A 21,542-nucleotide genomic window follows, 5' to 3' on the forward strand; every position below is an offset into this window, starting at 1 on the left:
GAAAGCGCGTCAGGCTGCGGTGACTGCGCGCCGGCGCAGAAAAAAGGCCATTCCAATACCGGCAATCAGACCCCAGAAAGCACCGCCAATGCCAAAAAAGGCATGCCCCCCCATAGTGATCAGAAAAGTGATAATTGCCGCATCGCGATGCGTTTTGTCGCTAAGGGCATTCACCAGCGAATTACCCAGCGCCCCCATCAGCGCAAGCCCCGCGACGGCTTCGATCAGCACCGGCGGCGAAACGGAAATAAACCGCGTGGCGGCACCTGCGAGCATGCCGTAGACGATGTACGCCGCACCGCAGATGATGCCCGCCCAGTAACGTTTGGCAGGATCCTTACCTGCTTCATCTCCGGCGCAGATGGCGGCGGTAATCGCCGCCAGCCCGATGGCCGGGCCGCCGAAGGGTGCCGCCAACAGGCTGCTGACACCGGTGCTGGTAAATAACGGCGTTGCATCCGGCTTATAACCATTGACGTTCAGAACAGTCATCCCGGGAATGTTTTGTGAAGCCATGGTGACAATAAATAACGGCAAGGCAATGCTGATAAAAGCGGAGAGCGTAAATTCCGGTCGTACCAGAATAAATTCAGGCAAGATCTCTGACATGTGAATATCGCCAATATTCGCCGTCATATAAATTACCGCAAGGGTTGCAATAGCTGCGCAGGGAATGGCTAATATCCGGTTTATTTTCAACATCACTAACCAAACAATCAGCACGGGCGCAATATAGCGTGGATAGCTCGCCAAAGCATGCACCGGGGCGACACACAGATTGAGGATAATACCTGCCAGCATGGCATTGGCAATGCTCGATGGGATCTTGTTAATGGCCTGGCTCAGGGGTTTCCACAGCCCTGCTACGATCAGCATCACTGCTGCCATCAACAGAGCTCCTGTGGTGACGGCAAAACCGCCTTTCACCACGCCCAGCCCCACCAACAGCGCCGCCCCCGGGGTTGACCATGCAACGCTGACCGGCATACGGTATTTTAAACTGAGTAAAATCCCCGCCAATCCCATGGCGACAGACACCGCCATCAACCCGGTAGCAGCCTGCTGCTGCGTTGCACCAGTATTGACCAGCGCCTGTACAATCAGCGTAAATGTAGAAGCGAAACCGACAAAAGAAGAAAGCAGGCCCGCTCCAGCGGCCTGCCAGGAAAAATCAGATGACCGGCGCTGCATTAATGTATTTGATTCCATTTCCACTCCCGAATAACGTGAATCCACATGCCAATGCGTAAATAACTGCCATTGAGTTTAAATCAATGTTGCTTTTATTTATCAAGGTGACTGATCGGACGCGGCAGGCCTATATTTTCCCGCAGTGTGTTACCTGTATATTGTGTTCGCATTAAACCACGACGTTGTAATTCCGGCACGACCAGAGTAGTGAAATCCTCATAGCCATCGGGAACGGTGTGAAAAACAATAATGAAACCGTCGCAGGCTTCCTCCATGAACCAGGCTTCCATCTGATCGGCAATTTCCGTCGGCGTACCGACCATTTCGCCGGTTCCGGATTCTGCCGCACGTTTAGCCAACTCCCGGACGGTCAGTTTTTCACGCCGCGCCAATGCGACCCACTCACGCTGATTTCCCTGGCCCTGCTCCGTGGTGGGCAGGTCGGGCAATAATTTATCCGGGTCAAATTTGGAACAGTCGACACCCAAACGGATCGAGAGATTGGGAATATTACTTTCGATGTGGACCAGATTGTCCATATAGCGTTTTTTTGCCAGCGCTTCGGCGTGGGTCGCGCCGACGTACACTTGGTTAGCCGGAAGGATCTTAATCGCTGACGGATCGCGACCCCAGGCGCGGGCACGGTTTTTAACATCGCGATAGAACTGTTGCCCGGTTTCCAGACTGCGAGCATTGCCGAAGACAAGGTCAGCGGAGCGGGCCGCCATCTCTCTGGCGCCTTCCGAAGCGCCTGCCAACGCAATAACCGGCCACCCCTGTACCGGACGCGCAATGTTCAATGGGCCCTGCACGGAAAAAAAATCACCCTGATGGTTTAACGGCTGGATCTTATCCAAATCACTAAAGATACCGCTCTCCTTGTCCATGACCAAAGCGTTATCGGACCAGCCATCCCACAACCCGGTGGCCACCTTGAAAAACTCCTCTGCCCGAGCGTAACGCTCACCATGACGCAGTGCCGTATCAAGACCAAAATTGTGCGCCGCCTGAGGATTTACCGTAGTGACAATATTCCACCCGGCCCGCCCATTGCTTAAATGATCAAGTGAAGCGAAGCGTCGTGCCAACAGATAAGGATCTTCATAGCTGGTGGAGCCGGTAGCAATCAGGCCAATATGTTCCGTACAGGCGGCAATGGCCGATAGCATGACCAACGGATCGTAGGACGTGACCGTAGCGCTGCGGCGCAGCGCAGACGGGGGCATTGGCATTAACGCCAGATGATCGGCGGTGAAAATGGCGTCGAAACAGGCATGCTCCAGTTTCTGCGCCAGATATTTGATGGTTGGCCAGTGGAAATTGGCGTGAGCCGGTGCTGAAGGATGGCGCCACCAGGCAGTGTGCAGGCAGATTGGGCGCATAAAACCGCCGAGGCAGAGATGTTTTTTCATCGTATATTCCGGTTATCGGTGAAGTTTGATGACAAATTGGTCGCAATCTCTATTTGCGTTAATCTCGTTCTGCATTGAAGCGTCGCAGGCCTTGTTCCAGATCGCGGCGGAGATCGTCCGGATCTTCCAACCCGATATAAAATCGGACACAGGGGCCCACGGGCTGTCGGGGAGGCGCCAGGCGATATTCAGAGCAGTCAAAAGGCAGCGCCAGGCTTTCGAAACCGCCCCATGAGAAACCAAGGCCAAAAAGCTGCAACCCCTCGAGAAAGGCTGCAACCGCCTGCGCCGGTGCCGGCTGCAGCACGACGGTGAATAAACTTGCCGCGCCGGTAAAATCGCGCTGCCACAGGGCATGACCCTCATCCGTTTCCAGCGCCGGATACCATACGGCTTGCACCTCTTCACGCCCTGCCAACCACTGGGTGAGATGGCGTGCATTCTCCTGATGCTGACGCATGCGCACCGCCAGGGTACGCAGACCACGCAGTGTCAGCCAGGCATCATCCGGGCTGACGCACAAGCCGGTTTCACGGTGATATTCACGCAATAGAGGCAAGGCGCGTTCAGAGGCAGAAACGATTCCCAACATCACATCAGCATGGCCTGCGATGTACTTGGTGGCGGCCTGGATCACGATATCGGCACCATAGGAAAACGCATCGAAAAACAGCGGCGTTGCCCAGGTGTTATCCATTATCACCAGCAATCCGGCCTCCCTGGCCACAGCCACCAAGACGGGAATATCGGACATTTCCATGGTCTGCGACCCTGGAGTTTCCAGATAAATAGCCCGAGTCTTGGAGTTAATCAACCGGCGCAGCTCGTCGGCCCCCAGAGAAGGTGAGAACCACTGCGTCGTAATTCCCTGACGGTTTAACACCCCTTCGCAAAGCCGACGTGCCGGACGATAGGCCACGTCGGTCATCAGCAGATGGTCACCGGGAGTCAGGGTAGCCTGAAGCGCCAGTGCAATAGCCGCCAGCCCGGACGGGCAAAGCAATACGCCTGCGCTACCGTCCAGCTCACGCAGCGCCTCCTGCAGGGCGGCCGTGGTTGGAGAGCCCAGGCGGCCATAAACATAGGGCTGACGGTAGTTCAACAAGCTGTCGACCGTAGGGGCCAACACCGTTGAACCCCGGTAAACGGGTGGATTAACAAAACCATGGTGTTCTGCCGGCGTTCTACCGCCGTGCGTCAGACGGGTTGCGGTTCCTCGCACGGTTAGCGCCGGTTTCATACCTCGTCCTCGATTATGCGTACCGCACCGAAGGCGGCACTGGAGGTCACGGCCGCGTAGGCTCGTAATGCCGAAGAGACGCGGCGTTGACGGTTGGCCGGCTTCCAGGCTTTCTTGCCCAGTGCTTCCCGCTTTGCGCGACGTGTGGCCAGCTCATGATCGTCCAGTTTGAACCGGATGGCGCGATTGGGGATATCAATCTCAATGATGTCCCCGTCTTCAATCAGGGCGATATTGCCGCCGGCCGCCGCTTCCGGCGAGATGTGGCCAATCGACAAACCTGATGAACCGCCGGAAAAACGGCCATCGGTGATCAGCGCACACGTCTTGTTCAGGCCTTTTGCCTTAAGGTAACTGGTGGGATAGAGCATCTCCTGCATTCCCGGCCCGCCGCGCGGGCCTTCGTAGCGCACGACCACCACATCACCGGCTTGCACCCCACCGGACAGAATGCCTGCCACCGCTTCGTCCTGCCCTTCAAATACCCGTGCAGTGCCGGTAAAACGGATCATTGAGGGATCGACGCTGGCGGTTTTCACGATACAGCCTTCCTGCGCAATATTGCCGAACAACACCGCCAGACCGCCATCCTGCGAAAATGCATGTTCAATGCTGCGAATGCAGCCTGCCTGGCGATGGAGATCCAGCGCCGGGTAATAGTTATCCTGGCTGAATGCCACCTGGGTGCGTACACCTCCCGGCGCGGCGCGATAGAACCGGCGAATTTCCGGATCATCGCTGGTTTTTATATCCCACCGTGCCAGCGCAGCGCCCAGCGTCTCGGCATGTACCGTGCCGGTATTGACGTTAATCAACCCGCCGCGGTGCAGTTCTGCCATTACCGCCATCACGCCTCCTGCGCGATGCACATCCTCCATATGGACGTTCTCAACCGCAGGCGCGACTTTGCATAGCACCGGCACCTTACGTGACAGACGATCGATATCTTCCATAGTGAAATTCACCTGGCCTTCATAGGCCGCCGCCAGCAGGTGAAGTACGGTGTTGGTGGAGCCGCCCATGGCGATATCCATCGTCATGGCGTTTTCGAATGCTTCTCTTGTGGCAATAGAACGGGGCAGGATGCTGGCATCGTGTTGCTCATAGTAGCGACGACACAGCTCCACGATGCGACGACCGGACTCAAGAAACAGCTGCTTGCGCAGCGCATGAGTTGCCAGTATTGAGCCATTGCCAGGCAGCGCCAGCCCCAGCGCTTCCGTCAGACAATTCATGGAATTGGCGGTAAACATCCCTGAACAGGAGCCACAGGTCGGGCAGGCCACGGCCTCCACCGCCGTCACTTCCTCGTCGGTCATGGTGTCATCTGCAGCAACCACCATGGCGTCGATGAGATCAAAGGCGCGCTTTTCGCCGCGTAATGTCAGTTTTCCAGACTCCATCGGGCCACCGGAGACGAAAATGACCGGGATATTCAGGCGTAACGCTGCCATCAGCATTCCCGGCGTGATTTTGTCGCAGTTGGAGATACAGACCATGGCATCGGCGCAATGCGCGTTCACCATATATTCCACACTGTCGGCAATCAGCTCACGCGAGGGCAAGCTGTAAAGCATACCGTCATGCCCCATCGCGATGCCATCGTCGATGGCGATGGTATTAAACTCTTTGGCGACACCGCCAGCCTGCTCGATCTCGCGGGCGACCATCTGGCCGAGATCTTTCAAATGTACGTGACCCGGCACAAATTGGGTAAAAGAGTTCACTACCGCAATGATAGGTTTATCAAAATCGGCGTCTGTCATGCCTGTAGCACGCCATAAACTGCGAGCACCGGCCATATTACGACCATGGGTAGAAGTACGGGAACGATACATTTTTTATGGGTGCCTTAACTGAACAAGTAAGGCCCAATATTAGAGTGGACAAACTGCGCGGTGAAATATAATCTCCCCTATCGATTAAGTTGCTGTGAGTATTTGTCATGGATGTTAGACAGTTGAAATACTTTGTAACAGTTGCGGAAACCCTACATTTTGGCAAGGCAGCGGAACGTCTTAATATGACGCAACCTCCATTGAGCCAGTCAATAATGTCGTTGGAAAAAGAATTGGGACACACTCTTTTTTTTCGTAACAAAAGAAATGTGCAGCTGACGCCTTTTGGAGAACAATGGTTATTTTACGTCAGAAACTCACTAAGCAGTTTGAATGCGTTACCTGATATTGCCGACAGACTGGGTAAAGGTGAATCAGGAACATTATCGCTAGCCTTTATCAGTGTAGCGGGATATAACATTCTTCCTCGACTGGTCAGTCATTTTCGTCAAATTTACCCTGCGGTTGAACTGATTTTAAAAGAAGCGACCAGCGATGTGCAATTGAGCGAATTGCTGGAGGAACGGATTGACGCCGGTATCATTATCCCCCCGGAGGAGGCACAACTGCCGGGCTGTCTGGACTATAAAAAGATCCTCTCGGAATCGTTGGTCGCTGCGGTGCCTCAGGCCTGGCTGGATAATGGCAGGCTCGAGTTAACCCATGGCAAACTCTGCTCGCGATCCGTGATTAATTCACCGCTAATCATTTTCCCGCAAAAAGCGGCGCCATCATTCTATAAACTGGTGATGCAGTACTACGCCAATAACGGTACGAAACCAAATATCATTCAGCAAGCTATTCAAATGCAAACTATCATCAGCCTGGTTGCTTCCGGGATCGGTCTTTCTCTGGTGCCGAATTCATTACGCCATCTGGCGCGAACCGGTGTGGCCTATGTGGAACTGCTGGAAAATCTGCCGCGATTGGATATTGGTTTTGCATGGCGTAAAAACAATCAATCACCGTTATTGAAAAAATTGATATCCTTGGCGGATACCCAAGTTACGACCGGATAGCATCCGAAGACGTGATGAGCGAAGTAGACACCAGACTACGCCAAATAGTGAGGGGCGATCTGGTACCTCAGTAAAATGCCTACCGGATGTAATTTTATAAGCGAAGATATTGCTGCAACAGCATTGTTCCGGGCAGGGGCCCACGACAAGCACGGTGACAACGCCAGCACGCAGCAAATGTCGACATGACTCGAGTAATCGGATCTCGCCGGCTGAACAGGTGCAGCCATATACTTTCGTGTTAACCTTGCTCATAAGCAGTGAATTGCTTTCCTGAAAAATAATTCAACTCCGCTATAAATACATCCCGTTGGCCACTCATTTTACGGTGGAAGAGCTTTAATCTTGACCTGCTAAAACAGTTTCATTACTGCACAGGAAATAACACTTTTCAAAATATAAGCAATGAAATCAATCAGGCATTTTTTTAAAGAAAAATAGTTTTCACCCCTGCCGCCATATTCTCCACTCTGGCATTTATTTATTATCATAATAATTATCGGTAGTGCTGACAGAGAAGGGTGAGCTTCCGGCCAAGACAACAACAAGCCGGACCGAAAAATAGGGATAATGATCGGCCATCCTTGAAGATAGCTCACTCAATACCGACTCCATCGGTGCCAACGTTTCACTTTCCTCATAGTCAGGCAACAGGGAGAAACTCGCCTCCAGGGCACAAAGCTGCCTGGACAATATGGCCAATTCCTCTTGATTCAACAGGGTTTCCCGTCCGTTACTCTTTATAAGCTTCATACGAACACTCAACAACATTCGGAAATCGTTTTCTGCCTCACATGCCCATTTTCTTCATCCGTGAAAGCAAAGTGGTACGTTTCAGCCCCAGCCGTTGCGCAGCGCCACGCGGCCCACCGACCACGCCGTTGGTTTCTTTCAGTACCCGCACAATCCGTTGATATTCATCTTCACCCGCTATTGCCGGCGGCGGCACTGCGATTGGCGCGATGGAAGGCTGCGCATATTGCAGCTCCGGCAGTTGCAGATTAAGCACCGTGCCCCGCGTCAGCAATATTGCCCGCTCAATGACGTTTTCCAGTTCGCGCACGTTGCCCGGCCACGGCATTTGGCTCAGCATGCGCAGCGTTTCGGCCGGAATGCTGTCGATGGTGCGTTTCATGCGCCGTGCAATCTTGTAGGTAAGAAATTTCACCAGTTGCGGGATGTCCTCCGGTCGCTCGCGCAGCGGCGGAATGAGTATCGGGAAGACATTGAGTCGGTAATAGAGGTCGCTGCGGAACTCGCGGTCGGCGACCATTTGCTGCAGATCGCGGTTGGTGGCGGCGATCAAACGCACATCGACGGAAAGCAGCTTGTTGCCGCCAACCCGCTCAAACTCGCGCTCCTGAAGCACGCGCAGCAATTTAGGCTGCGACTCGACCGGGATTTCCCCTACCTCGTCCAAAAACAGCGTGCCTTTGTCCGCCAGCTCGAAACGGCCCATACGCTGGGTGCTGGCGCCGGTAAATGCGCCCTTTTCATGGCCGAACAGATCGCTTTCCAACAGCCCGGCAGGCATCACCGCGCAGTTCATCTTCACCATTCGCTGATCGCGGCGCTCGCTCAAATTGTGAATGGCGCGGGCAATCAACTCTTTTCCGGTGCCGGTTTCGCCGAGGATCAATACCGAACAGTCGCTTTTCGCTACCATTTCCACCTGTTGCAGCACCCTGGACATCACCGCGCTGCGGCCAACGATCTCACTGAAATCCGGATTGTTGTCATTAATCTGTTCGGTCAGATACAGATTTTCATGCACCAAACTCTCTTTCAAGCGGCTGATTTCCTGATAGGCCAACGCGTTATCGACCGCAATGGCGATACGCTCGGCGATCTGCTGCAACACCCGCAAGTTGGCGGCATTGAAGTTATCCGGCTGGCATTGCGCCAGCTTCAGCACACCGAGGGTTTTCTGGCCGAAAATCAGCGGCAGCACGCACAGCGTCTGAATTTGCTCATGCCACAGATCAAACAGCTGCCGTTCATACTCGGCCAGCGGATCCGAGTGTTTCAGATTCAGCAGCAGCATTTCGCCGCTCTGCATCACCTTTTCCGACAGCGTGCCGGCCAGGGGTACGCTGTATTGCTGACGTTTAGCCACGTTATCTTGCAGATAATGGGTGGCGTAGATCGTCACGCGATCGTCGCGATCGCCCGGCAGCACAATGCTGATGGCATCGGTTTTGAAGAAGCGGTGGATCTCGCTGGAGATCTCGCCAATCAGATCGTCCAGATCCAGCTTGGACAGCACCGCATTGGTGACATCCACCAGCACGCGGAAATCATCGCGCTCATGGCGTAACTGGCTCTGCTGGCGCTCGGCGGTTTCGCGCAGTTGTACCTGCTCTACCGCCAGCGCCGTCAGCTCCATCAAGGGGGTCAATGCGTCAAGCGCCGCATCCTCGAACGCGTTGCCGTCGTTACGCAACAGTTCGCAACCGCCAAGCAACTGCCCGCCAGTGCGCAGCGGCATCAGGCAATAATGGCTGAGCGGCGGATACAGCGCCAACATCGCCAACTGCGGGTAACGCTGGCGCAGATCGGCCCCGCACAGGCGCAGCGGCTGCGCATTCTCGCGTAATAGCGCGATCGGCCCATTGGCCAACAGCGTTTCATCCTGATAGTTCAACGGCTGTCCGTGGCTGTCGTGACCGTGGAAGCCGACTCGCGCGCTGCTCGGGTGCAGCAACAGCAACGTCACATCGTCCGCCAGCCGCCAGCGCCGAACGATCTGTTGCAGCTGGGTCAGCACATCGCCATAGCCGCGCTGGCTGAACAACAAGCGGGCAATTTCCAACAGTTCCTGTTTTTCTATGCTTGCATTCGACATTGACCATCACTCTGCCGGTTAAGGCATCCGGTTGCGGTAATTGAATTTTTTTATTTTTATGTGAGCTACGGCGCAAAGTTTACTGCTGACCGGCCACCGCTTCCCCCGACCGGATCAACAAATGCGAGGTAAAGGCTCGGCATGCGGCAAATCGAGCAACCGGCTGATGCCATAGGCTCCGCGCAGCCGCACCTGTGTGGCGCCGTCGGTCACCCGGCCGATCACCGCCGCATCCGCGCCCAACGGGTGCCCCTGCAACGCAGCCAATACCGCAGGAACCGCCGCCTGCGCCACCGCCAGCACCAGCTTGCCTTCATTGGCGAAGTTAATCGCGTCCAGCCCCAGGAGTTCGCAAACGCCGCGCACCGCCGGTTTCACCGGCAGGCGCTGCTCGTCGATGTCGATACCGAAACCACAGGCAACGGCGTATTCGTGCAGTATGGCGTTCACGCCGCCGCGGGTGGCGTCGCGCAATGCGTGTACACCGTCAATCGCCCGCAATGGCGCAATCAACGGCGTCAGCACCGCACAATCGCTGGTGATGTCCATCGCCATACCAAGCTGTTCGCGCAGGTTGAGAATGGTGGCGCCGTGGTCACCCAGGGTGCCGCTGACGATGATCGCGTCATCGGCTTGAATGCGCTGCGCCGACCACTCGATGTTCTGCGGGATCACGCCAATGCCGGCGGTGTTGATAAACAGCTTGTCGGCCGCGCCGCGCTGCACCACTTTGGTATCGCCGGTCACGATCTGAATGCCGGCCTCGCGGGCGGTTGCCGCCATCGACTCCACCACCCGCGCCAATTCCGCCAGCGGCAGCCCTTCCTCCAGAATAAAGCCGCAGGACAGGTAGCGCGGCGTCGCCCCGCTGACCGCCAGATCGTTGGCAGTGCCGCATACCGCCAGCTTGCCGATATCGCCGCCGGGGAAAAACAGCGGATCGATAACGTAGCTGTCGGTGGTAAACGCCAGCCGATCGCCCTGCCGCATTAACGACGCCAACGCGATGCGCGCCTGATCTTCACGCTGTTCCAACTGCGGGTTGGCGAAGGCGGGCAAGAAAAGCGATTCCAGCAGTTGCTGCATAGCTTTGCCGCCGCTGCCGTGTGCCAGGCTAATAACCGGATTCATGCGACGTTTTCCTCTGTTTCTCGACGATATTGATACCAGGCGGCGCAAGCGCCCTCGGAAGACACCATCAGCGCGCCAAAGGCGTTTTGCGGCGTGCAGACACCGCCGAACAGCGGGCAATCGCGCGGTTTGCAGCGGCCGGTCAGCACCGCGCCGCAACAGGCGCGCGGGTCATCTGCCGCCTGCTGAGGCTGGGGCTGAAAGCGGCGTTCGGCGTCAAAATCGGCATAGGCGGCGCTCAGGCCGATGCCGGAATCGGCAATGGTGCCCAATCCACGCCATTCGCTGCTGCCGCCGATCGCAAACACCTCCGCCATCGCCTGCTGCGCCAGCAGGTTGCCGCTTTGCGGCACCACCCGGCGGTATTGGTTTTCGGTGCAGCTGCGCCCCTCGCAGAACTGGTCAATCAGCATCATTACGCCTTGCAGAATATCCAGCGGTTCAAAGCCGGTCACCACCAGGGGTTTATGATACTCGCCGCTGATAAAGCGGTAGGGTTCGGTGCCGATGATCATGCTGACATGGCCCGGCGCCAGGAAACCGTCAATGCGTACCTCCGGCTGTTGCAGCAGGCTGCGCAAGGTCGGGATCAGGCTGATGTGCTGGCAGAAGACGCTGAAATTCTCAATGCCCTCCAAACGCGCCTGTTGCAGCGTCACCGCAGTCACCGGCATGGTGGTTTCAAAACCGAGCGCGAAGAACACCACCTGCCGCTGCGGATTGGCGCGCGCCAGTTGCAGTGCGTCCAGCGGCGAATACACCACCCGCACATCGGCACCGCGTTCTCGCGCCTGCATCAATGATCCCTGCTTGCCCGGCACCCGCAGCGCGTCGCCAAAGGTGCAAAAAATCACCGAGGGTTTGGCGGCGATTTCATGGCAGGCGTCGATACGCCCCATCGGCAATACGCACACCGGGCAACCTGGCCCATGAATAAACTCCACCTGCGGCGGCAGCAGTTTATCCAGGCCAAAACGGAAAATGGCGTGCGTATGGCCACCGCACACTTCCATCAGCTGCAATGGACGTTCGGCGCTGAACGGCAGCGTTGCCGCCCGCTGCGTAATGCGTTGCAACAGGGATTTCACCAACTGCGGATCGCGGAATTCATCAACGTATTTCATCATTGCCTTCCCCCGCCATAAACAGCGCCACGTCGTTTTCCACTTCGCCCATCGCCTGTAACGCCGCCAGCATCTCAGCGGCTTCCTGTTCATCCAGCCGACTCAGAGCGAAACCGACGTGGATCAGCACCCAAGAGCCCAGCAGCGTTTCATGCGGCTGACCGGCCTGGCACACCAATGCAATGTTGATTTCACGCCGGGCGCCGCACACCTCCGCCCACGCATGCTGCGAGTGCAGTGGGTCCAGCGCGACAACTCGCCCCGGAATGCCTATGCACATCGTTGCACCGCCAGCCAGTTCAGCCACTGATCCATGCCGTCGCCGCGAGTGGCGGACAGCGTGATGATTTCAATCTGCGGGTTGACCCGCCGGGCATTGGCGATGCAGGCGTCGAGATCAAAATCCAGGTACGGCAGCAAATCGATCTTGTTCAGCAGCATCAGCCGCGCCGCCGCGAACATATGCGGATATTTCAGCGGCTTGTCCTCGCCTTCGGTCACCGACAGCACCGCCACCTTGTGCCGTTCGCCGAGATCAAACCCGGCCGGGCACACCAGGTTGCCGACGTTTTCGATAAACAGCAGGCTGTGGGGTTTCAGCGCCAGACGGTGGGCAGCGTCATGCACCATCTGCGCGTCCAGATGGCACCCTTTACCGGTATTGACCTGGATCGCCGCCACGCCGGTGGCACGAATGCGTTCGGCGTCGTGGGTGGTTTGCTGATCGCCTTCTATCACCGCGCACGGCACGCTATCGCGCAGCCGCAGCAGGGTTTGCGTCAGCAAGGTGGTTTTGCCGGAGCCGGGGCTGGACACCAGGTTCAGTGCCAGGATCTGTTGCGCGGCGAAATGTTCGCGATTGTGCGCCGCCAGGCGGTCATTCTTCGCCAGCACGTTGGTTTCGATTTCCAGCATGCGCCGCTGGCTGATGCCCGGCGCGTGGGTGCCGGCCGCGCCAAAGCCATAATGCAGATCGCCTTTCGGGTTCTGGCGCGGGCGAAACGGCACCCTCGCGGGCTGAGCGTCACCTTCAATGGCCACTTCTCCCTCGGCGCAACCGCAAGTGCTACACATAAGCTTTCCCCTCTGTGGTTATTCAATTTCCAGGCGTTTTATTTGTATGCCGTCGTCGGCCTGCACGCGCAGGTTGTGGCCTTCGCAATGCGGGCAGATGCGCACCTGCGGTAACGGCAAGGTCACTTCACACTGGCAGTCATGGCACCAGCTCAGCGCCTGCTGTTGCTGTAAATGCAGCGTGCAACCTTCGGCCAGCGTGCCGCGGCACACCATGTCGAAACAGAAATGCAGCGCCTGCGCCTCGACGCAGGAATATGCGCCTACCTCAAGCCACACGGCAGTAATTCGCCGCGCCTGCTGTTGCTGCGCATGCTGCTGCATAATCTCCAGCGCGTAATGGCAAAGCGTTATTTCGTGCATGCGGTCTCCGGTAACGGCAATAAAACGTCCAACTGAAAATATCTGTGCAAATACGGTGCCAGTCAGGCGCCGACACATTTGTCGAGTGTCGATGTCATCGACAGTAAAAGCCGCCATACGGCGTCAACTCACACATCAAATAATTCATCGCGTCATTGAATTTAAAGTCATTAATTAAAACAAAACCAAGCTGGCACGATTTATGCCCTATTAGCGTCACCACAGGAAATGTCGACACACCGGGTGACACAGATGAGCACAATAAATGAACTGACTAGCCAGGCCGATTATATCTCCGGCAAAAACAACCGGTTGATGGCGCAATGGCAGCATTACCACAACACGCTGGTCAAAGCGGTAACCACCACAAAACAGAGTATTAATCATGAGTTTATCTGCGGACAGGGTCAGGACATCCGCTTCACGCTGTTCAATCACTTCACCTTGCGCATTCAATTGAGCGACGGTTTTTACAGCCGCGATATCTGCTACAGCATTAATTTGGCCGCGCCAAACGAAGAGGAAAATTTCGCCCCTTTCGCTCACGCCACGCTGGATGAAAACGGCCTGATTGACGGCCAAATCAATAACCGTGATAAGCCTGCGGTGCTGGAGCATTACCTGAATAAGATCGCCGTTATTTACCAATGCTTATTTGATTCGTTGCATGGCGATTGCACCATTCATGAAGAATTGAAAAAAATCATTCTGCCGGCCTGAATAACGCCGCTTTATTGATGACAGCGACTGTCGAAACGTCATTTTTACTGTCGATTTCGTCAAAAGTGACGAAACCGCAAGGAGTGTGCATGAACCGCTTTCTTATTGCGGATGCCAAATTATGCATGGGTTGCAATACCTGCATGGCCAGTTGCGCGACCGAACACCGCCTGGCCGGGTTGCAAGCCTTGCCGCGTTTACAGGTGATGCGCAATGCGCGCGATACCGCGCCGGTGATGTGTCGCCAGTGCGAAGACGCGCCCTGCGCACAGGTTTGCCCGGTAAACGCGATAACGCATCAGGATAACGCCATCGTGCTGAACGAAAGCCTGTGCGTCAGTTGCAAACTGTGCGGCATCGCCTGCCCGTTTGGCGCCATTGATTTTGGCGGCAGCGTGCCGCTGGGCATTCCCGGCGATTGCCAGACCGCGCTGGCGCCGCCGCCACCCGCTCCCGCTCGCCCGGTCAGCGCGTTTCTCGATTGCCAACCGGGGGTACGCGCGGTGGCGGTGAAATGCGATTTGTGCGCCTTCAGCCCTGACGGCCCGGCGTGCATTCGCACCTGCCCGACCAACGCCATCCGGCTGGTTGCCGACCACGACGTGCGGCAGGCCAGCGAACGAAAACGCCGCAATGCGATGCAGGCGTTAGCCGCCGAGTTGCCGTTTGTCAGCCCCCCCATCGCCCGCAAGGAGCCGAACCGATGATCACCGATTTTCTGCCCGACCCGCTGCTGTTGCTGACGCTGTCACTGAGCGGTTCGCTGCTGCTGGCCGCACTGTGCTGGCTGCTGGCGATCTGGCCGCGTTTTTGCGCCGGTGTTTGCGGCATCGGCACGCTGCTGGTGTCGCTGGCCGCCACTGCGGCGGCTCTGCCCTGGCTGTTCACCACGCCTCATCCTGCCCGCCTGCCGTGGTTGCACTATGCGGTGGAAATCAGTGGCCTGAATGCGCTGTTGCTGCTGGTGATCGCGCTGAGCAACCTGTTCGTGGGGTTGTACCTTTGCCATTGGCTGACGACGCTCAATGACCACGGCCGCACCCGGCAGGGCAGCCTGATGCTGTTGATGCCCGCGGCGCTGAGCGCGGCCGTGATGGCGGACAATGCGTTGGCGCTGGTGCTGCTGCTGGAACTGGCGGCACTGTGCGGTTACTTCCTGATTGTTCGGCGGCAAGACGCCAAGAGCCAGCAGGCCGGCCACAGCCAATTTCTGCTGATGCGCTTCGGTACGCTGCTGCTGGTCGCCGCTTTTGCGTTGATCTACAACCAAACCCACAGCCTGCAATTCAGCATCATGCGCGAGATAGCCTTGCCTTCGGCGCTGCGCAGCGGGGCATTTCTGCTCGCGCTGGCGGGGTTCGGCATTTACGCCGGCGTGATGCCGCTGCACGGCTGGGTGCCGCAAGCGCACAGTAGCGCGCCCGCCCCGGCGGCCTCGCTCTTTTCTTGCGCGCTGATGAAAGTCGGGCTGCTCGGCGTGATCAAAATCGGCATGGATCTACTGGGCACACCGCCGCTGTGGTGGGGGTTGCTGGTGTTGCTGCTGGCGGCCGGCACCGCCTTTTTCGGCGGGCTGTATGCGCTGATGGAGCATGACCTGCGTCGACTGCTGGCTTACCACACGCTGGAAAATATCGGCATCATCCTGCTCGGCATCGGCGGCGCAATGGTGGGTCTGGCGTTGCACTTGCCTGAACTGACCGCGCTGGCGCTGATGGGCGGCCTGTTCCATCTGTGCAATCACAGCCTGTTTAAATCGGCATTGCTGCTTGCCTCCGGCGCTGTCGAACAGCAAACCGGGCTGAAAGACATGGAAAAAATGGGCGGACTGGCGCGGCTGATGCCGTGGACCTGCATCGCATTGCTGGTCGGGCTGATGTCGATGGCGGCGCTGCCGCCGCTCAACGGTTTCGCCAGCGAGTGGTTGATTTATCAAGGCCTGTTCCAGTTCAGCGCCGCATCGGCCTTTGTCGGCCGGCTGCTTGGCCCGTTGCTGGCGGTGGCGTTGGCGATCACCGGCGCGTTGGCGGTGATGTGCGTCAGCAAAGTGTTTGGCGTGGTGTGCCTCGGCGCACCGCGCTGTGAAGCCGCCGCCAACGCCCGGCCGGCGACGTGGCCGATGATGCTCAGCCATCTGCTGCCGGCCTTGCTGTGCCTGCTGTGCGGCATTGGCGCGCCGTGGCTGATCCCGCTGTTTGCCCGGCTGGCCGCCACCTTGACTCCGCAAGCGCCGCTCGGCAACCCTCTGCTGGTTTCCCCGCCGCTGATCGCCATTTTGCTGTTGGCGATGCCGCTGCTGCCGTTGCTGATCGCTGCGGTTTATCGAGGGAAACGCCAGGCGCGCCGCTCGGGCGGCGAAGCCTGGGCCTGCGGCTACGGCCACGAAGCCTCGATGGTGATTACCGCCACCGGCTTCGCTCAGCCGCTGCGGGTGATGTTCGCGCCGCTGTACGCCCTGCGCCAAACCTTGCAACCGGTCGCCTTACAGCGCTGGCTGCATCGCGCGCCCCTCAACGCGTTTTGCCGTGGCGTCGCCGCCATCGAGCTGGCGGTGCTGCTGGTCGTGGCGCTGGCCTAAGGAGAACCTGATGACTTATCCCACTCTACTGATTGGCATCGTGCAGGCGTTGTTGCTGCTGGCCATAGCGCCGCTGTTTGCCGGCGTCAGCCGCCAGTTGCGCGCCCGCCTCCACAGCCGTCGCGGGCCGGGCGTGTTGCAGGAATACCGCGACATCGCCAAGTTGCTCAAACGTCAATCCCTCGCCCCTGCGGCAGCGGGAATCGCCTTCCGCGCCATGCCTTATCTGCTGACCGGCACACTGCTGGCCATTGCCTGCGCGTTGCCGATGCTGTTGCAGGCTTCTCCGCTGCCGGCAATCGGCGATGTCATCACGCTGATTTATCTGTTCGCCGTAGTGCGCTTCGTGTTTGCCATCGCCGGGCTGGATACCGGCAGCCCCTTCACCGCCATTGGCGCCAGCCGCGAAGCGGTGCTGGGCATTCTGGTGGAACCGATTCTGCTGCTTGGCCTGTGGGTGGCGGCGCTGGTCGCCGGTTCAACCCAGCTCAGCGCCATCAGCCAGTGCGTCGCGGATTGGCCGCTGTACGCCAGCGCGCCGCTGCTGTTGGCGTTGCTGGCCTGCGGTTTCGCCACCTTTATCGAAATGGGCAAATTGCCTTTCGACATGGCGGAAGCCGAACAGGAATTGCAGGAAGGCCCGCTGACCGAATACGCGGGCACAGCGCTCGGCATGCTCAAGTGGGGCATCAGCCTGAAGCAACTGGTGGTGCTGCAACTGTTTATCGGCGTGTTCGTGCCCTGGGGCCAGGCCACCGCGTTGACCCTGCCCGCGCTGGCGGTGGCGCTGGCGTTATCGCTGTGCAAGCTGCTGCTGGCGGTGGTGGCCGTCGCCGTCGTGGAAAACAGCGTCGCACGGCTGCGTTTTCTGAAAACCGCTCGCACCACCTGGGCCGGCTTCGGCCTGGCATTTTTGGCGCTGGTTTCCTGGCTGGTCGTCAGCTAATTCACAAGTAGGAACATCATGATTACTGAACATCTGGGCCAAGATTATCTGACGGCGCTGCAACGGCAATTCCCGGCAGCCGTGCTGGCGGCAGAATGGCAAACCGCCGATCAGCTCACGGTAACGGTGAAGCTGAATGCGCTGCCGGAGGTGGTGGAATGGCTGTATTACCAGCAAGGCGGCTGGCTTTCGGTGCTGTTCGGCAATGACGAACGCACGCTGTGCGGCAGCTATGCGCTGTATTACGTGCTGTCGATGGAGCAAGGGGTGAAATGCTGGATCACCGTGCGCGCCGAAGTCGACGCCCAAACGCTGGAGTTCCCGTCGGTAACGCCACGGGTGCCGGCGGCGGTGTGGGGCGAGCGCGAAGTGCGGGACATGTACGGTTTGCGCCCGGTAGGGTTGCCGGATGAACGGCGTCTGGTGCTGCCGGACGACTGGCCGGACGATCTTTACCCGCTGCGTAAAGATGCAATGGATTACCGCCAGCGGCCGGCGCCCACCACCGACGTCGAAACCTATCCGTTTGTCAGCGAAGCCGGCGCCAAGGCCAACGTGGTGCCGATTGGCCCGCTGCACATCACCTCGGACGAACCGGGCCATTTTCGCCTGTTCGTCGACGGTGAAGACATTATCGACGCCGATTACCGCCTGTTCTACGTCCATCGCGGCATGGAAAAGCTGGCGGAAACGCGCATGGGTTATAACGAAGTAACCTTCCTGTCCGACCGGGTTTGCGGCATCTGCGGCTTTACCCACAGCGTGGCGTACACCAGCTCGGTGGAGAACGCCATGGGCATTCAGATACCGGAACGGGCGCAAATGATCCGCTCGATCCTGCTGGAGGTGGAACGGCTGCACAGCCACCTGCTCAACCTCGGCCTGGCTTGCCATTTCGTCGGTTTCGACAGCGGCTTCATGCAGTTTTTCCGCGTGCGCGAGAAATCGATGAAGATGGCGGAAATCCTTACCGGCGCGCGCAAAACCTACGGCCTGAACCTGATTGGCGGCATTCGGCGCGACATCTTGAAAGACGACATGCTGCAAACCCTGCGGCTGGCGGCAGAGATGCGCAGCGAGCTCAAGGATCTGGTAGATATTCTGCTCAGCACGCCGAATACCGAGCAGCGCAGCATCGGCGTCGGCCGGCTGGATCCGCAGATCGCGCGCGATTACAGCAACGTCGGGCCGATGCTGCGCGGCAGCGGCCACCGCCGGGATACCCGTATCGATCATCCGTTCGCCGGTTACGCCAAGCTGCCGGTGGAACTGTGCGTCGAAACCGGCTGCGACGTGTATTCGCGCCTGAAAGTGCGCATTCACGAAGTGTTCAACTCGCTCGGCATCATCGAATTCGGCCTGCAATGCCTGCCCGCCGGGCCGCTGGCGGTGGAAGGCTTTACCTATATGCCGCACAAGTTTGCGCTGGGCTTTGCCGAAGCGCCGCGCGGCGACGACATTCACTGGAGCATGACCGGCGACAATCAGAAACTGTTCCGCTGGCGCTGTCGCGCCGCCACCTACGCCAACTGGCCGACGCTGCGCTTTATGCTGCGCGGCAATACCGTTTCCGACGCCCCGCTGATCATCGGCAGCCTCGATCCCTGCTATTCCTGCACCGACCGCATGACCATCGTCGATATCCGCAAACGCAAGTCTGTCGTGGTGCCGTACAAGGAAATTGAGCGCTACGGCATCGAGCGGAAAAACGCACCGTTTTAAGGGGACGACACCATGCTGAAACTGATTAAAAAAGTGCTGAAAACCGGCAATGCCACCCTGGCATATCCGGCGCAGCCGCTGGCGGTGGACGCCAACTTTCGCGGTAAGCCGGAGTATACCCCGCAGCAATGCATCGCCTGCGGCGCCTGCGCCAACGCCTGCCCGTCCAACGCGCTGACCATGGAAACCGATGTCGAAAACGGCGTGATCCGTTGGCAGTTCTTTTTGGGCCGCTGCATTTTCTGCGCCCGCTGCGAAGAAGTCTGCCCGACGACCGCCCTTCGCCTGTCGAACCAGTTCGAACTGGCGGTGTGGCGCAAAGAAGATCTGCTCGAAAGCGCCGATTTCACCCTCTGCCACTGCCGCCAATGCGGCAAGGCTTATGCCCCGCAGAAAGAAATCGATTACGCCCTGGCGCTGCTCGAACTCGGCGAGCAGCGCCGCGAACAGTTCGAAACCTGCCCCGCCTGCAAACAGCAACAAAGCCTGACCCAGGCCGACCGTATCGACGTCGGCCGTCATTTGACCCGGGAGGTCGCCCAATGAACCAGACGCTGATTGGCCCGCGTGACGCCAACGGGCAGCCGGTGCCGATAACGCTCGACGACAGCATCGCCCAGTTAAAAACCACCTTGCTGAAAGATATCCGCCGCTCCGCCTATGTCTATCGCGTTGACTGCGGCGGCTGCAACGGCTGCGAGATCGAGATTTTCGCCGCTATTTCGCCGCTGTTCGACGCCGAACGCTTCGGTATTAAAGTGGTGCCCTCGCCGCGCCATGCCGACATTTTGCTGTTCACCGGCGCAGTCACCCGTGCGATGCGCATCCCGGCGATCCGCGCCTGGCAGGCCTCGCCGGATCCGAAAATCTGCATTTCCTACGGTGCCTGCGGCAACAGCGGCGGCATTTTCCACGACTTGTACTGCGTGTGGGGCGGTACCGACCGCATCGTACCGGTTGACGTGTATATCCCCGGCTGCCCGCCGACGCCCGCCGCCACGATTTACGGCTTCGCCATGGCGCTCGGCCTGCTCGAACAGAAAATCCACCGCCAACAGCACGATGAAACCGAGGGCGAGGCCACCGCGCTGCTGCACCCGCAACTGCCGCAGCCGCTGCGCGTGGCGGTAGATCGCGAAGCGCGGCGCCTGGCCGGATATCGCTACGGCCGGCAAATCGCCGATCACTTCCTGCAACTGCTGGCCGCCACCGACGCGCAAACGGCGGAACAGCGCGTGGCGGCGTATTTGCAACGGCAAGACGACCCGCGCCTGACAGAGATCGTCGGTCATCTGTTAGCCCTTTATCAGCGCGTACAGCAAGGGGAGTTACGGCTATGAGCGCGGTCTGCCACGTGACGTTTTATTCCCTCAGCCGCAAGTTCGTGCAGGAAAAGAAGGCGCCACCCAAGGCGCAGGAAGTGATCTATTACAGCCTGGCGATCGGCCATCACCTGGGGGTGATCGACTGTCTGGAGGCCAGGCTCGATTGCCCGCTGGCGGCGTTTCGCGACTGGATTGCGCACCTGCCGGCCGAGGGTGCCGCCAGGCGTAAACTGGCCGGCGTCGAACGCTTTGGCGAAATCTGCATCGACAGCAGCCACACCCATTTGCTGGCCAGCGCGCTGAGCCGCGCCGCCGGACAAATGACGTCGCAGCAACAAGACTGGAGCCAACGGTTAATCGCCCTGTTGCAATCCATCGAAAACGAACCGGCGATTTATCTGATGGTCAGGAGGCACCATGGATAGCGTTTTGTTATGTGTCGGCAATTGCCTGATGGGCGACGACGGCGCCGGCCCACTGCTGGCGGAACTGTGCCAGGCCGCCCCGCCCACCGGCTGGACGGTGATCGACGGCGGCGCGGCGCCGGAGAATGACATTCACGCCATTCGCCAACTGCGGCCACAGCGGCTGGTGATCGTCGACGCCACCGACATGGGGCTGGCACCGGGCGAGACCCGGGTGATAGATCCGGCGGATATCGCCGAAATGTTCATCATGACCACCCACAACATGCCGCTCAGCTTCCTGATAGACCAACTGCGCGCCGACATACCGGACATTACCTTCATCGGCATTCAACCGGAGGTGGTGGCGTTTTACTACCCCATTGGCCCGGCGGTGCAGCAGGCGGTGAAAACCCTGCATCAGCGCCTGGGTCACTGGCAGGCCCACGGCGGCTATTCGACATTAACCGTGACGACGGCCTGACATCGTCATCGTCATTTTTGTCGGCTCGCTCGTCACCAAAAAACTAACCTTTTGCTTTTATTGATATTTGTGGGTTGGCACGCTTTATGTATAGACCTTGTCATTCCGCCACTGCCAACCCCGTAA

Annotated in this window: 21 protein-coding genes; 10 read left to right on the top strand and 11 right to left on the bottom strand. The window is 58.3% G+C overall.

Annotation, left to right across the window (positions count from 1 at the left end; translation table 11 throughout):
• Positions 1–9: 9 nt before the first annotated feature.
• The 4 genes from SERAS12_RS21455 to ilvD all read right to left on the bottom strand — a co-directional run bounded on the left by SERAS12_RS21455 (position 10) and on the right by ilvD (position 5,681).
• Positions 10–1,209, bottom strand: a complete 1,200-nt coding sequence (locus tag SERAS12_RS21455) for a benzoate/H(+) symporter BenE family transporter (protein ID WP_013814543.1) — start codon at positions 1,207–1,209, stop codon at positions 10–12.
• 74 nt (positions 1,210–1,283) lie between these two features.
• The gene (locus SERAS12_RS21460; protein WP_013814544.1) at positions 1,284–2,603 is read right to left on the bottom strand and encodes an LLM class flavin-dependent oxidoreductase; all 1,320 of its coding nucleotides are present in this window, start codon (positions 2,601–2,603) and stop codon (positions 1,284–1,286) included.
• A gap of 58 nt (positions 2,604–2,661) precedes the next feature.
• Positions 2,662–3,843 carry a cystathionine beta-lyase gene (gene metC / locus SERAS12_RS21465; protein ID WP_013814545.1) on the bottom strand — a complete coding sequence of 394 codons (1,182 nt, stop codon included), beginning with the start codon at positions 3,841–3,843 and terminating at the stop codon, positions 2,662–2,664.
• A complete protein-coding gene (ilvD, locus tag SERAS12_RS21470; RefSeq protein WP_013814546.1) occupies positions 3,840–5,681 on the bottom strand; it encodes a dihydroxy-acid dehydratase in 1,842 nt (613 codons plus the stop codon). Before ilvD ends, metC begins: the two co-directional genes overlap by 4 nt.
• A 122-nt stretch (positions 5,682–5,803) precedes the next feature.
• Here ilvD and SERAS12_RS21475 point away from each other — a divergent pair, with 122 nt between their 5' ends.
• Positions 5,804–6,700: a LysR family transcriptional regulator gene (locus SERAS12_RS21475; RefSeq protein ID WP_239440964.1), complete on the top strand. Its 897-nt coding sequence runs from the start codon at positions 5,804–5,806 to the stop codon at positions 6,698–6,700.
• Positions 6,701–7,177: 477 nt separating this feature from the next.
• Here SERAS12_RS21475 and SERAS12_RS21480 read toward each other — a convergent pair whose 3' ends face one another.
• The 7 genes from SERAS12_RS21480 to hypA all read right to left on the bottom strand — a co-directional run bounded on the left by SERAS12_RS21480 (position 7,178) and on the right by hypA (position 13,237).
• Positions 7,178–7,453, bottom strand: a complete 276-nt coding sequence (locus SERAS12_RS21480; RefSeq protein WP_013814548.1) for a hypothetical protein — start codon at positions 7,451–7,453, stop codon at positions 7,178–7,180.
• 37 nt (positions 7,454–7,490) lie between these two features.
• A complete protein-coding gene (gene flhA / locus SERAS12_RS21485) occupies positions 7,491–9,545 on the bottom strand; it encodes a formate hydrogenlyase transcriptional activator FlhA (RefSeq protein ID WP_013814549.1) in 2,055 nt (684 codons plus the stop codon).
• A 114-nt stretch (positions 9,546–9,659) separates the two neighbouring features.
• Positions 9,660–10,676 carry a hydrogenase expression/formation protein HypE gene (gene hypE / locus SERAS12_RS21490; RefSeq protein WP_013814550.1) on the bottom strand — a complete coding sequence of 339 codons (1,017 nt, stop codon included), beginning with the start codon at positions 10,674–10,676 and terminating at the stop codon, positions 9,660–9,662.
• A complete protein-coding gene (hypD, locus tag SERAS12_RS21495; RefSeq protein WP_041416373.1) occupies positions 10,673–11,800 on the bottom strand; it encodes a hydrogenase formation protein HypD in 1,128 nt (375 codons plus the stop codon). Before hypD ends, hypE begins: the two co-directional genes overlap by 4 nt.
• Complete coding sequence (locus tag SERAS12_RS21500) at positions 11,787–12,080, bottom strand: HypC/HybG/HupF family hydrogenase formation chaperone (protein ID WP_013814552.1); 294 nt, start codon at positions 12,078–12,080, stop codon at positions 11,787–11,789. Before SERAS12_RS21500 ends, hypD begins: the two co-directional genes overlap by 14 nt.
• Entirely contained in the window at positions 12,071–12,874 is an 804-nt protein-coding gene (gene hypB, locus SERAS12_RS21505; protein ID WP_013814553.1) for a hydrogenase nickel incorporation protein HypB, read from the bottom strand. The genes SERAS12_RS21500 and hypB overlap by 10 nt, the downstream gene beginning before the upstream one ends.
• Positions 12,875–12,892: 18 nt before the next feature.
• Positions 12,893–13,237 (bottom strand): hydrogenase maturation nickel metallochaperone HypA, encoded by a 345-nt coding sequence (hypA, locus tag SERAS12_RS21510; protein ID WP_013814554.1) that lies wholly within the window; start codon positions 13,235–13,237, stop codon positions 12,893–12,895.
• Positions 13,238–13,489: 252 nt separating this feature from the next.
• Between hypA and hycA the strand changes: the two genes are divergently transcribed.
• The 9 genes from hycA (at position 13,490) to hycI (ending at position 21,416) form a co-directional block, all read left to right on the top strand.
• Positions 13,490–13,957, top strand: a complete 468-nt coding sequence (gene hycA, locus SERAS12_RS21515; protein WP_041416376.1) for a formate hydrogenlyase regulator HycA — start codon at positions 13,490–13,492, stop codon at positions 13,955–13,957.
• A gap of 89 nt (positions 13,958–14,046) precedes the next feature.
• Positions 14,047–14,664 carry a 4Fe-4S dicluster domain-containing protein gene (locus tag SERAS12_RS21520; RefSeq protein ID WP_013814556.1) on the top strand — a complete coding sequence of 206 codons (618 nt, stop codon included), beginning with the start codon at positions 14,047–14,049 and terminating at the stop codon, positions 14,662–14,664.
• Positions 14,661–16,535, top strand: coding sequence for a proton-conducting transporter membrane subunit (locus tag SERAS12_RS21525; protein ID WP_013814557.1), 1,875 nt, complete (start codon positions 14,661–14,663; stop codon positions 16,533–16,535). The genes SERAS12_RS21520 and SERAS12_RS21525 overlap by 4 nt, the downstream gene beginning before the upstream one ends.
• A 10-nt stretch (positions 16,536–16,545) precedes the next feature.
• Positions 16,546–17,481, top strand: a complete 936-nt coding sequence (locus SERAS12_RS21530) for a respiratory chain complex I subunit 1 family protein (protein WP_013814558.1) — start codon at positions 16,546–16,548, stop codon at positions 17,479–17,481.
• Between the two features lie 18 nt (positions 17,482–17,499).
• A complete protein-coding gene (locus SERAS12_RS21535) occupies positions 17,500–19,203 on the top strand; it encodes an NADH-quinone oxidoreductase subunit C (RefSeq protein ID WP_013814559.1) in 1,704 nt (567 codons plus the stop codon).
• A 12-nt stretch (positions 19,204–19,215) separates the two neighbouring features.
• Positions 19,216–19,749, top strand: coding sequence for a formate hydrogenlyase complex iron-sulfur subunit (locus tag SERAS12_RS21540; protein WP_013814560.1), 534 nt, complete (start codon positions 19,216–19,218; stop codon positions 19,747–19,749).
• Positions 19,746–20,543: an NADH-quinone oxidoreductase subunit B family protein gene (locus tag SERAS12_RS21545; protein WP_013814561.1), complete on the top strand. Its 798-nt coding sequence runs from the start codon at positions 19,746–19,748 to the stop codon at positions 20,541–20,543. Before SERAS12_RS21540 ends, SERAS12_RS21545 begins: the two co-directional genes overlap by 4 nt.
• Complete coding sequence (locus SERAS12_RS21550) at positions 20,540–20,953, top strand: formate hydrogenlyase maturation HycH family protein (protein ID WP_013814562.1); 414 nt, start codon at positions 20,540–20,542, stop codon at positions 20,951–20,953. The genes SERAS12_RS21545 and SERAS12_RS21550 overlap by 4 nt, the downstream gene beginning before the upstream one ends.
• The gene (gene hycI, locus SERAS12_RS21555) at positions 20,946–21,416 is read left to right on the top strand and encodes a hydrogenase maturation peptidase HycI (RefSeq protein WP_013814563.1); all 471 of its coding nucleotides are present in this window, start codon (positions 20,946–20,948) and stop codon (positions 21,414–21,416) included. Before SERAS12_RS21550 ends, hycI begins: the two co-directional genes overlap by 8 nt.
• The last annotated feature ends 126 nt before the right edge of the window (positions 21,417–21,542 follow it).

It is taken from the genome of Serratia sp. AS12, assembly GCF_000214195.1.
Classification (GTDB): Bacteria; Pseudomonadota; Gammaproteobacteria; order Enterobacterales; family Enterobacteriaceae; genus Serratia; species Serratia plymuthica.